This is a genomic window from Companilactobacillus halodurans (assembly GCF_009600995.1).
Classification (GTDB): Bacteria; Bacillota; Bacilli; order Lactobacillales; family Lactobacillaceae; genus Companilactobacillus; species Companilactobacillus halodurans.
Genome location: NZ_VDFO01000007.1, coordinates 59577 through 72246 on the forward strand (window position 1 = coordinate 59577; position 12670 = coordinate 72246).

General features: G+C 35.2%; 9 protein-coding genes. 2 read left to right on the top strand and 7 right to left on the bottom strand.

What is annotated here, in order from left to right:
- The 6 genes from FHL05_RS02815 to FHL05_RS02840 form a co-directional block, all read right to left on the bottom strand.
- Positions 1-1776, bottom strand: coding sequence for an ABC transporter ATP-binding protein (locus FHL05_RS02815; protein ID WP_153385816.1), 1776 nt, complete (start codon positions 1774-1776; stop codon positions 1-3).
- Complete coding sequence (locus FHL05_RS02820; protein ID WP_162000180.1) at positions 1776-3494, bottom strand: ABC transporter ATP-binding protein; 1719 nt, start codon at positions 3492-3494, stop codon at positions 1776-1778. The genes FHL05_RS02815 and FHL05_RS02820 overlap by 1 nt, the downstream gene beginning before the upstream one ends.
- 203 nt (positions 3495-3697) lie before the next feature.
- The gene (locus tag FHL05_RS02825; RefSeq protein ID WP_153385805.1) at positions 3698-5293 is read right to left on the bottom strand and encodes a peptidoglycan-binding protein; all 1596 of its coding nucleotides are present in this window, start codon (positions 5291-5293) and stop codon (positions 3698-3700) included.
- Between the two features lie 11 nt (positions 5294-5304).
- A complete protein-coding gene (locus FHL05_RS02830; RefSeq protein WP_153521975.1) occupies positions 5305-6642 on the bottom strand; it encodes a C39 family peptidase in 1338 nt (445 codons plus the stop codon).
- A 369-nt stretch (positions 6643-7011) separates the two neighbouring features.
- Positions 7012-8337, bottom strand: coding sequence for an aspartate kinase (locus FHL05_RS02835; protein WP_153385808.1), 1326 nt, complete (start codon positions 8335-8337; stop codon positions 7012-7014).
- Positions 8337-9554 (bottom strand): homoserine dehydrogenase, encoded by a 1218-nt coding sequence (locus FHL05_RS02840; protein ID WP_153521977.1) that lies wholly within the window; start codon positions 9552-9554, stop codon positions 8337-8339. Before FHL05_RS02840 ends, FHL05_RS02835 begins: the two co-directional genes overlap by 1 nt.
- Before the next feature lie 107 nt (positions 9555-9661).
- On the opposite strand from FHL05_RS02840, the gene thrC reads away from it, so the two are divergent.
- Together thrC and thrB are read left to right on the top strand one after the other, a co-directional pair.
- Positions 9662-11167 carry a threonine synthase gene (gene thrC / locus FHL05_RS02845; protein ID WP_153521979.1) on the top strand — a complete coding sequence of 502 codons (1506 nt, stop codon included), beginning with the start codon at positions 9662-9664 and terminating at the stop codon, positions 11165-11167.
- On the top strand, positions 11139-12032 hold the full coding sequence (gene thrB / locus FHL05_RS02850; protein WP_153385811.1) for a homoserine kinase: 894 nt from the start codon (positions 11139-11141) through the stop codon (positions 12030-12032). The genes thrC and thrB overlap by 29 nt, the downstream gene beginning before the upstream one ends.
- A gap of 121 nt (positions 12033-12153) precedes the next feature.
- On the opposite strand, the gene FHL05_RS02855 is transcribed toward thrB, so the two are convergent.
- A complete protein-coding gene (locus tag FHL05_RS02855; protein WP_153385812.1) occupies positions 12154-12351 on the bottom strand; it encodes a hypothetical protein in 198 nt (65 codons plus the stop codon).
- Between the last annotated feature and the right edge of the window lie 319 nt (positions 12352-12670).

A 12670-nucleotide genomic window follows, 5' to 3' on the forward strand; every position in this document is an offset into this window, starting at 1 on the left:
CTATTCAAATTGGCTGTTATACAATTGTGCGTAAAATCCGCCTTTGGCTAATAAGCTCTTGTGTGTCCCCTGTTCAATTACTTGTCCATGATTGATCACGAGAATTTGATTTGCACTTTTAATAGTCGAAAGTCGATGCGCAATAACAAAGCTTGTCTTTTGTTTCATCAATGCTGTCATGGCATTTTGAATATCAGCTTCCGTTTGACTATCGATTGAAGCTGTAGCTTCATCCAAGACTAGCACAGGTGATTTAGCAATAAATGCTCGAGCAATACTCAAAAGTTGTCTTTGACCTTGTGATAATTGACTAGCATTCTCAGATAAAATCGTGTCATAGCCATCAGGTAATTGTCTGATAAAACTATCAGCATTAGCTTCTTTTGCCGCTTCAACGACATCTTGATCAGAAGCTTTTGGTCTTCCCAATCTGATATTTTCTCTAATCGACATATTAAATAAAAATGATTCTTGTTGCACAACGGTTACCAAACGTCTTAAATCGTGACGTTTAATTTTAGTAACATCATGACCATCTAGCAAAACTCGACCTTCCTTTAATGGATAAAGATTAGTCAATAGATTCATGGTAGTTGTTTTACCTGCTCCAGTAGGTCCAACTAAAGCTACCACCTCGCCAGGTTTAGCGGTCAAATTAATGTCTTGAAGAATCGTTGGCTTATCATAGGCAAAAGAAACATGTTCAAATTGCACTTGTCCTTTTGCTTTTGGCAAAGAAATGGCATCTGCTGCATCAATTTCTGGTTTTTCATCAATCAATTCAAAAACACGTTCGGCACTAGCCAATGATAGTTGCAACGTATTGATCAAATTCAATACGTTATTGATTGGACCAGTGAAATTACGTAAATAAATCAGAAAAGTAAAGATAATTCCCACCGTGATATTGCCATAGCCGCCAATAATCGAAATTGCTCCGATAGCAGTGATTAAAACATAAGCAATGTTATTGGTCATATTATTGAAAGGACCGATAACTGATGACAACGCTTGAGCTTTAAAAGCTGCTTTGGTGTATTGAGCATTGACATCATTAAAATCAGCCATAGTCATATCGGTATGATTAAACAGCTGCACTAGTTGTTTACCAGTAATTGACTCTTCAATTTGTGAATTTAATTTTCCTAACGTCGATTGTTGCGTTAAAAAGGCTTTTTGAGTTAATTTGGCGATTCCTTTAGAGAATAAATAAGTCATAACCGTACTCAAAAGCGTGATGACTGTTAACAAGGGCGACAAGATAATCATTGCTAAACCCATACCGATGACGCTGATAACACCGGTAAATAGCTGGACAAAGGTTTGCATCAAAGCGGTATTGATATTATCGACATCATTAGTTAAACGACTCATCACATCCCCATTGTCGTGGGTATCGAAATAACGCATTGGCAGACGTTGCATATTAGTAAAAACATCTTGTCTAATTTTTGTACTAGTAGCTTGAGCAACTTTAATAATGATAGAATTTTGAAAATACGTAAAGACACTCGAAATTAAATACATTCCACCTAATAATAGACAAACCACGATTAACGCGTGCAGTCTATTTTTACTGATGTATTTATCGATAACGATACCATTGACCCGATTTCCGATAACTGTTGCTAAAGTCGTAAAAATAGTCAGTCCAAAAACAATTGCCAATTTCAGACGATATTGCTCTAAATAATGACCAACTCGTTTAACAGTGGCTTTCCAATCGGTCAAGGAAACCTTTTCTGGATGAATATTTCTGGGACCATGTCTTCTCATCAACTTCTGCCACCACCTAACTGTGTCTTTACCAAGTCATGATAAAATTTTGATTCTTTTAACAATTGTTCGTGAGTTCCGCAGGCTTCTAGATGCCCATCGTCCAAAACTATTATTTGCTGACAATCCATAACATTCGTCACTCTTTGAGATATGATCAAAGTTGTTTTATCATATCGTAATTTCTCTAGATTATCCTTAATTAAAGCATTAGTAGTCTGGTCGACTGCACTAGTAGCATCATCTAAAACTAAAATATCTGCCTGACTAACTAAAGCACGACTGATATTCAAGCGTTGGCGTTGACCACCGGAGAAATTTTTACCAGCTTGTTCAACTGGAGACAAATATTTTTTCGGTATTTTTTGGATAAAATTATAAGCATTGGCTGTTTTAGTTGCTTCATCTAATAAAGCAACATCAGCCTTATCATTGCCATATTTCAAATTGCTTTGAATCGTACCTGAAAATAATAATGAATCTTGAAAGGCCACTGCTACTTTTTGATGAGCGTCTTTTAAACTCAAGTCTTGAATATCGGTCCCACCAATTTTTATTTTTCCAGAATATTGGTCAAATTGACGAGTCAATAAATTAATCAAAGAACTCTTACCTGAACCAGTTGCTCCGATAATTCCTAGCCACTGTCCATCTGGTACTCTAAAATTGATATCATCTAAAATTGGCTTGCTGCTTTGATAACCAAAACTGACATTTTCAAAAACAAGGTCACTTTCTGCTGGTTCTTCTTTTGCTGGTGCAGTAAGCTTCTCAGATGTTTCTTCATCTAATACTTCTTGCACCCGTTTTGAACTAGTAATAGCTCTTGAAAAAGCTGTAATAATATTAACCGTTTGAATCATTGCTGTTGTGATTTGAATCATATAATTCACAAAAGCAATGATTTGCCCGTCACTGATAGTGTTGCTGATAGCTAAACTTCCACCATAGCCTAAAGCAATAATTACCCCAAAATTAAGCATTAATTGAATAATCGGAGATAAAATTACTGTTGCCATCGCAGCAGTTTGACTATTTTTTTGCAATTCTTTATTTTGACCACTAAATTGACCCAGTTGATGGTTTTCTAGAACATACGACTTAATTGTCTTTGCTCCTTGAAGATTTTCACGCATGACTTGATTGATTTGGTCAACAGATTTTTGCATTTTAGTATATTTTGGAATACTTCTTTTAACAACTATTAATAAGAAAACAACTAAAATAGGCATTATTACTAATAAAATTGGTGCCAAATCTGGACAAACAATAATTGACATAACAATACCACCAAATAATAGCATTGGTGATCTGACTAAACCTCTGGTAACCATCATTACCAAATTTTGCATCTGCGTAACGTCATTAGTTGTCCGCGTAATTAAAGTTGCTGGTGCTAACCCATTAGGGTCACGATTGTCCAAAGCAATCTTTAACATTTTGCTTCTTAAAGATTCACCCATCTTTAAAGAGGCGAAACTTCCTAAAGCGCCACAGCTGCCACCAAAAATTAAGCCTAACACGGCAAACATCAGCATCAATAATGCATGCTGAAACACAAAGCTCAAATCCCCTTTAGCTAATCCTTGATCAATGATTTTTGACATTAAAGTTGGCTGTTGTAAATCGCAAAAGACTTCGCCGAGCATAATTAAAGGTGCCAAAAAGAAACTCAAGCGAACTTTATTTTGAAGATGTTGCATTACGATTCGAAACACATGATTCACTTCCTAGAAAAAAAGCGTCACGAATCCCTTGACCTAGGTATGGACTAAGGATTCCGTGACGCTGTTAAATTATACGTTCTTATGTTAATACAAGTTTATTTTTTAAACAAGTAAGTCAAAATATTTTAAATCAAAAGAAAAAGTGGAATAAGTTTAATCCTCATCCCACATGAATAATTATATCTAAATTTTAATTATGCAAAAACACGTTTTACACCAACAATATTTCCACGACCGGAATAAATTGAGTGAACTTGAACTGCAAAGGGCCATGATTCAATCATCGTATTAGCATCAAGTAAAATTCCCATATGCCAAATTGAACCATTTGCAGGATTTGAGAAGAAAATCAAATCTCCACGTTGACGATTGCCATAGTTAACTTGGTGAATCCTACTATCGCTCCAATATAATTGACAATTCCATTCGTTACCAGGTTGAGCATGTTGAATCGAGGTAACTGGACTTGAATCAATTCCGGAAGCATAAAGCGATTGTGTGACTAATCCTGAACAGTCAACACCATAATTAGGTGAACTAGATGCTCCTGAAATCCAAGGTTTACCAATATACTTGTATGCTTCACTGATCATTGCTTCTATGTGATCTGCTCTGGTACTTGTGATGCTTGTTCTAAGCGGTGCAATGTAAGAGTCGATTCCATACCATGAACTCTCAGAAAAGCCCATTGCTTGCCAAGTAGCCAAATCAACGACTCCTGTGACAGGCAAACCAGCATTTCTTTGAACTCCTCTGACACTATTAGCAACAGATCCATCATAAATCGTGTGAGCATTTGAATAACCGAAGTATCTTCTTACTAACCAAGTCTTGATACCTTCAACGCCATTATATAAGTAATAACCAACGCCGCCATTAGGTTTTATTTGAGTATTTTGGATTTGAATCCAGCCACTTGGGTTTTGATAAACAGCACTAGTTGTGGCATCAATACTATTAATCCAAACATTAGAAGCAATTTGATAATATGTTAAGCCATCCACATAATCTGTACGATTATATTTCCAAGTTGAATTAGCATCAAAGACGCTATTATTTAATTTGGAAAAACCACTTTCTTGACGTTCATAGCCAGTGGCACCATTTTTTTGAACCCGCACAGTTCCATTAGCTGCACTACCAAACGACAAAACGACATCTTTGCCATTTGCGAATTCTCCAGTAGCCACACGATAATAAGTTTCGCCATCATTATCTAATTTTTGATCAGTGTACCAAGGTGAGTTTGCTCCTAAACCACGATTAGAAATTCTAGAACCATCTTGACGATAAAGATAAGTAATCTGATTGTTGTTAGTGGTTACGACCCCTTTAATTGGCGTAATCGTTCCCTGTGAATCAGAAGTTTGATTATCAGTTGGTTGGTCTGTTCCAGCTGAAACTACCGGATTATTATTTTGATTATTTGTTTGTTTTTGAATAGTATTTTGATCGTTTACTTGACCATTTTGTTGAACATTAGAATTGTTTTCATTAGATTGTTCACTAGATGCATCTGGTTGATTATCAGTTTGGGTATTAGTTCTCGATTGAACTGATTGTTCTTGATAAGTCGATGGTTTTATTTGCGATGTAGATTCTTGAGTTGCTTCTGAAATTGGCTGTTGTTTACTGGTTGTTCCAGTAACAGTCTGATTATCACTAGATTGAACATTGGTACTAGTTTGTGCATCGTTAGTTGTATCAGCTTTAACATTTTGTTGCGTTGAAACTGTCAACATCAATAATGTAAAACCACAAGCAAAGATTAATTTAGATTTTTTATTCATCTTTTTCTCCCCTAATAACTTATTGCACGTCTATTTTGCGTGTTCCAATTGCTGATAAATTGATTAATCCCCATCCGTGTTGATTGATTAGTCCAGCAATCGTTGTAGTAAATATAATTCTTATCATATCCTGTAACAACTAGGGCATGATATGGAAAACCATGCAAAGTATTCCAAGTTACCACTGGGTGTCCCAAGTTGATTTGATATTTGATGGCATCAAGTCCTTGCCCAGTCAGATTTTTGGCCGTACCAGCGTATTTCTCAACTAATCCCATTAAGGCTGAAGGGAAAATCGTGATGCCTGTTGCATCCCAAGGTTGCCCGATATAACCATAATTAGGATCACTATTTCTGGGCATTTCTTGTGCTAGTTGCATCTTATTAACATTTGCCCCTGCATAATGCAACATCATTGTTACCGCCGTAATTTCGCAACCATTAGGCAATTCTGGTCGTTGCGAAATTAAAGGTACTCCATATACCCAGTCTGCATCTTGATACTGGCCATTATTGATGACCACGTTGTCTTGAGGTATCCAAACATTATTGCCAATTTGATACCATTCTTTACCACCAATTTTGGCATGATTGTTCACTTTCCAATTGCTACCGGTTGGCAAATCAGTCCCCTGATACACAGCCCTATTCCCGTAACCAGTAAATGAATGGATACTTGACCCAGTTCGATAGACGACAGTTGCATCCCCTTGAAATGGCTGAACATATGATTGATAAGTTCCACCATCGCCTCTGGCAAACTCTAAAGTAGAAACACGATAATAAGTCGAACCATCATTTTTAGTATTGCAAGTATCAGTATACCAAGCTGACTTTGGAGCTAGTGCTCTATTTTTAACTTGTGACCCATCGGCGTAATAAAGATAAGTAACAGTGTCGCCAACTGTATAAACCCCGTCTAACTGTTCTGATTTAACCGTTTGCGGAGTTTGAATAGTCTGCTGATTTTGTTTTGGTTGACTTTGTGTTGCTTGTGTCGATGAATTATTAGCTTCTACTGCATTATTTTGTATTGCAGATTCAGCATTAGAAGACATATTTTGTGAATTTGAATTTTTTTCGTCAGATTCTTGTTGACGAGGATTTTGTGTTGAAACTTCGGCTGAATTAATGGTTTGTGATCTTTCTTGAGAAACATCGCTATTAGTTCTTGAAACGCCATTTAGAGTCGTTGGATTTTCTTGAATCGATTGATTGGAACTTTGTGTAATCGATTGATTTATTTGTGAATCTGTCTTTGTTGTTTCTGCTTTAACACCTTGAGTCGTTAATATTAAGCCACTTGATGCTAAAAGAGTCGCAAATAGCATTTTATTTCTTAAATTCATAGTTCCCCCTTGCCATTTATTCATTTAAGAAAAACCACTTCTTCCATCGCATTCCCCCTAAATTCATTGATAAAAGAAATCCTTCTTGATAAAAACTTGAATTATTGACCCTATTTAAATAAATATTAATGGTACCGCTTTTCTATTTGTAGCTTTGCAAAATTATTCTTTCATCAAGGATTTTATAAAAACAGTATAACATTAGACTAATCAAAAAATGTAGTTAGAAAATTAAAATGTTTTAATTTTTTTCTTTAAAGGTGAACATATTAATAAAACAAAGAAAATAAACTTTAAATTTTACATCAGTTAATTTCAAAAAGATAATGTCACAAAGCCTTAAATTAAAGACTCTGTGACATTATTGATTTACGCTGAAACTTTCATTTTATAAAAACTCGCTTCCTGATATATTTTGGCTATTGTCTTTTCATAATCTCCATTATTAACGCCAAAAACAACTTTCATATTACTTCCTTCTTGGATAACCATCTTAACATTGATTCGACTATTATCGAGGAACTCAAGAATTTTACCAGCCAATGAAGGACGTTTGCTTAATTGCCAAGAAACTGCCACAACTAGGGCAATGTCTTGAACGACTTTTACTTCGTCCAAAGTCTTATTTACTTTTAAATCATGAATAGCCACATCTAAATTAGTATTTGAAGGATTTTGTTGACATAAGAAAATAAAACTGTCATTTCCAGATGGAACATAGTTAGCAACAATTTGATATTTTTGCAGGACTGCTAAAACTTGTTGCAAAACTTCAATATGCTGATTGAGTTGATATTTTTTTATCGTAATGACCGTATAATTCTTTTTACCAGCAATTCCTGTAATTAATTTATTTTCAATATTTCGATTCAAAAAATCACCTACTAAAGTTCCACCTTCTTCTGGGTGATTCGTATTCAAAATTTTAGTAGGAATCTGCTTTTCTCTAACTGGCAAGATAGCTTCTTCTTGGAAGATACCAAAGCCCATATAAGATAGCTCTTGTAATTCTTCATAAGACAAGAAGTCGATTCTTTTTGAATGATTAACAATGTTTGGATCTGCCATCAAAATTCCTGAGACATCTGTCCAATTCTCATACAATTCGGCATTTAATAGACTAGCCAAAATGGCGCCGGAAATATCACTGCCACCTCTTGGCATTAAATGAATTGCATTATCTTTTTTGCTGCCATAAAATCCTGGCACGACAATATTTTTAAATTTCTGACGAACTTTCATCAAAGCTTTTTTAGAGGCTTGATAATCTAAATCAGCTCCATCAAAAATCAAGATGGAACTTGCATCAATAAATTGATAACCCAAGTACTTTGCCAATAATTTTGCAGTTAAGTATTCTCCTCGAGAGATTAAATAATCATGTGAACAAACAACTAAATTTTGCTTGATTTCTAACAAATCATTTTCTAGGCGTAAATCAATTTTTAAATCATCCCTGATTTGCAATAATCTGTCGCTGATTTTTTTAAACAAAAAACTTGTCGCTTGATCTGAATTACGAGCTTTTTCCAAATCTAATAGCATATCGGTAACTTTTATCGGTTCATTTGAACTCTTCCCGACCGCACTGACAACGATTACTTCTCGCTTCTTATCCGCTAAAACAATTTCTTTAACTTTTTTGAATTGTTGCGCATTAGCAACTGAACTTCCACCGAATTTAGCAACTTTCATTAGGCAATTGCCTCCTGACTAGAAGAAACAACCCTGCTGATTCCATTTTTTTGAATCGAATCTGGCAAACCAACCATAAAAGCTTTTGAATCTTTTTTCAAAATCAATTTCATCAAACGGTGCATTTCACCTGAAGCAATTTGATGAATATAAAGAAAATCGCCCTTATCAGTTGGTGCGTAATCTTTAAATAAGGCCTTACAATCAAAAGCAGCTCGAATCATATAATCTTTTTTATAAAGATTAGCATCGTATTCCAAAGCTTGATCAAAATCCCGTTCAAGATGTCCTTTACCTTCTTTGATATCCAATACATCTTGAACGACCGCATTTGCTGTTGGGAACATCCCTGCACCTTGACCAAAGAAGTCTAGACGTCCAATTGTATCTCCATTGAGCGAAATCAAATTGTAGTTATCGGCTATGTTGGCTTCTAACGTATGCTTTTCTACTAGCGCTGGTTCTACGACGTAATCATATTGATTGCCAAACTGGTGTGTAAAGCCCATCAATTTAACAGCGTAGCCTTTCTTTTCAAAGTATTTAATATCCTTTAATTCAATATTTCTAATTCCAAAAATTGGCAACTCATCTCGATTAGAAATATTGATGTCATAAGCAATGTCAGCGCTGATACAAAGCTTATTCGCCACATCGAGACCATCGATATCAGCTTTAGGATCAGCTTCCGCATAGCCCAATTTTTGAGCATTTTCTAATACTTTATTGAATGAGTCGTTACTCTTTGTCATTTGGTCGAGGATATAATTGCTAGTTCCATTAAAAATGCCTGAAATGGAATTAACTTTGTCGATTCGTAAGGCCTTTTCCAATCCTTGAATCCATGGAATCCCACCTCCGACTGAAGCTTCAAAATAAAATTTAACTTTATTTTGTTGAGCCGTTTCGTTAAATTCTTTCAAATATTTTGCAATAACTGCTTTATTAGCTGTAATCACGTGCTTTTGATGCTTTAGGGCTTCCAAAATATAAGTATGAGCAGGTTCAATTCCTCCCATAACCTCAACTACCACGTCAACTTCAGGATCATTAACAATTTCTTCAACACTATCTGTCATTTCTGGTAAAATGCTTTCTTTGCCTTTTCGAATCAGAATTCTACTTACTGAGAGGTTTTGGGTTTGCATATTAACCTTCTTAACTATTTCATAAACGCCTTTTCCAACTGTTCCAAATCCTAATAATGCAATTTTCATGGTTTTAACCTCCCGTTTTCTTTTTTGTGTTCACGATACATGAACACTTGTCTTTTATAGAGAAACAGGTTACCATATAGACATTCTAAAAACAAGGGGCTACGTTTATGGAAAAGAATTATACAAGTACAAGAGACGACAAAATTAAGATTTCAGCTAAGGATGCAATAAAAAAAGGCTTTGCTGATGATGGCGGACTTTTCGTCTATCCGCAACTAAACCAGCTTAAAGTCGATTTAAAATCACTTGTAACGATGGGTTATCAATCTATTGCACAGGTGATTCTGGAAAAATTGTTGCCAGATTTCACCAAAGTTGAGATTCACTCCAGCATTTTAAATGCATATGGCAATAACTTTGACAACAAAAACATCACTCCAGTTGTTGATGTTGATGATTTCCATGTTTTAGAACTATTCCATGGACCAACCAGCGCCTTTAAAGATATCGGCCTACAAATGTTGCCCCAATTGATGCAAAGAGTTCTAGACGACGATACGAAAGTAATGATTTTAACTGCTACTAGTGGCGATACTGGTAAAGCTGCCTTAGTAGGATTTAAAAATGTTGAACAAACTGGCATCACGGTCTTCTATCCTTATCAAGGAGTCAGCCCAATTCAGCAATTACAAATGGAAACGACTGATGGCAACAATACTGACATTACCGCCATCAAAGGAAACTTTGACGATGCTCAAACAAACGTCAAACAAATTTTTAACGATCAAGCATTTAAAAAAAGTTTGGGTGACAAAATTAGCTTGTCTTCTGCCAACTCAATCAATATTGGTCGCTTGATTCCGCAAGTCGTTTATTACTTTGCTTCTTATATTCAGTTGGTTAACAAAAAAACTCTTAAATTAGGACAAAAAGTCAACTTTACAGTTCCTACTGGTAATTTTGGCGATGTTCTGGCTGGTTATTATGCCAAACAAATGGGTCTACCTGTCAATAAATTCATCGTTGCCAGCAATGAAAATAACGTTTTAACGAAATTCTTTAAAACTGGGATTTATGACCGCAACATGCCGTTTTATCAAACGATTGCCCCTAGTATGGACATCCAAATCTCTAGCAATTTTGAACGACTACTATATTACAAAAGTGGTGAGGATACTGCTTATGTTCAAAAATTAATGACAGAGCTTGAACAAACTGGTCGCTATCGGGTTTGTGATAAAGTTCTCTCTGCAATTAAAGAAGATTTTTTCTGTGCTTATAGTACTGATGAAGAAATCAAGACTTCAATCAATTCATTATTTAAAAAGAGCAATTACTTAATGGACCCTCATACAGCAGTCGGCTACAAAGCCATGCGTGATTATCAAAAGATTCATGACCAAACTCCCAATATTTTATTGAGTACTGCTAGTCCTTATAAATTCGTTCATGCTGTTAGTGAAGCAATCCTAAAACATCCTGCAGAAGACGATCAAGAAGCTATGCAACAACTAGAAGAAATTTCTCAAGTTCCAATTCCTAGAAATTTAAAAAATTTGTTCGATTTGCCAATTTTGCATCACGATATTATCGAAACTAACAATATGGAAAACTACATTAAAGCAAAAGTTGAGGAAAAATTTTATGATAAGAATCAAAGTGCCAGCAACTAGCGCTAATATCGGCGTTGGTTTTGATTGCTTAGGCTTGGCAATTTCGTTGTATTCCTCAGTCTACTTTGAAGAAAACTCACAAAAATTGACAATCAGCGGTTGTCCAGAAAAATTTCAAAATGAGAACAACTTAATCTATCAAGCCTTTGTTAGAGGTTGCCAATACCTTAATCAACCCGTCCCAAATTTAAAAATAACTATTAAAAATAATATCCCTATCTCTAGAGGCTTAGGCAGCTCCGCTTTTTGTATCGTTGGTGGCCTAAAAGGTGCTGATGCGTGGTTTCAGTCTGGACTTTCAAAAGAAGAACTGTTGAGCCTAGCCACAAAAATGGAAGGACATCCCGATAATGTTGCCCCTGCTATTTATGGAAAAATGGTTTCATCATTTGTTGATTCAGATGATAATATCGAAAGCGTCCATTTCGACATTAATGATGAACTTCAATTTATCACGATTATTCCTAACTATGCTGTTTCAACTAATCAAGCACGCTCAATCTTGCCTTCTGAAATGTCTTATCAAACAGCAACCTATCAAGTCGGACACGCATTAGCCTTAGCCAAAGCTCTTGAAGATGGCAATCTAGCTTTGATTCATAAGAGTATCGTTGATAAAATGCACGAGCCTTATCGTAGTACTTTAATCCCTGATTATCAGACGACTAAAGAAATTTGTGAATCGTTTGACGGAACTATGTACATCAGTGGCAGTGGTTCAACAATGATGTGCATCGTCGACCAGACTGAAAATGGATTGCAAATAGTTGACCAAATCAAAGCACTTCATCCTGATTGGAATGTTCAACATCTCAATGTTGACACTCAAGGGGCTACTAGCGAAATGACAAAAGTTATTGTTTAAGTAAAAATAGTCTTGCAAACGTAAAAGTGCTGAATAAATAAAGAAAGATTCCTCCAAAATAGTTAGATGAATTTCTATTGCTTCATTTAATAACTACCTGGGTGGAATCTCTTTTTTTATTTTAAAGAAGACCTGATATTCCTAAGATGACTAAAGTTACTCCAATTACAAGAGATGACCAAAACGCCATCAAAGCAAATGGTGAGGTCTTTTTATTTCCGTTTTTCTTCAATTCTTTCAAATAGCCAACAGTAACAAATAACTGCCATGCACCAACAATAATAAATAAACCAGCTACAATATAATCTATTTTGCTCATTTAAAAATCTCCCTCTAGAATTTTTCAAGAATCAAATAGATAAAAAATAACTTATTCCTCATATAATTCTAATTCAAAATAAGTATGCACTTTTTGTAACAGTTTTCAATAACTCTGTTAATTTAAAAATAAGATAAAAAAGGTCAGTGTAACCAAAATTGATTACACTGACCTTCTATAAATTAGATAAAGCGGCTGTACGATAAATAAAGTTGATAGGTATTTTGCCATCAACTTTATTTTTGTATACCATTTATTAGTAATAACCATTTAAGAACACCAAAAAAGGACACCATTCATGCCCTTTAGATGTTCGACC

What these genes read in the sequence shown, in the direction of transcription:
- FHL05_RS02815 (WP_153385816.1), bottom strand. Translation starts at nt 1,776, where the DNA reads ATGAGAAGACATGGTCCCAGAAATATTCATCCAGAAAAGGTTTCCTTG.
- FHL05_RS02825 (WP_153385805.1), bottom strand. Translation starts at nt 5,293, where the DNA reads ATGAATAAAAAATCTAAATTAATCTTTGCTTGTGGTTTTACATTATTG.
- FHL05_RS02830 (WP_153521975.1), bottom strand. Translation starts at nt 6,642, where the DNA reads ATGAATTTAAGAAATAAAATGCTATTTGCGACTCTTTTAGCATCAAGT.
- FHL05_RS02835 (WP_153385808.1), bottom strand. Translation starts at nt 8,337, where the DNA reads ATGAAAGTTGCTAAATTCGGTGGAAGTTCAGTTGCTAATGCGCAACAA.
- FHL05_RS02840 (WP_153521977.1), bottom strand. Translation starts at nt 9,554, where the DNA reads ATGAAAATTGCATTATTAGGATTTGGAACAGTTGGAAAAGGCGTTTAT.
- thrC (WP_153521979.1), top strand. Translation starts at nt 9,662, where the DNA reads ATGGAAAAGAATTATACAAGTACAAGAGACGACAAAATTAAGATTTCA.
- thrB (WP_153385811.1), top strand. Translation starts at nt 11,139, where the DNA reads ATGATAAGAATCAAAGTGCCAGCAACTAGCGCTAATATCGGCGTTGGT.
- FHL05_RS02855 (WP_153385812.1), bottom strand. Translation starts at nt 12,351, where the DNA reads ATGAGCAAAATAGATTATATTGTAGCTGGTTTATTTATTATTGTTGGT.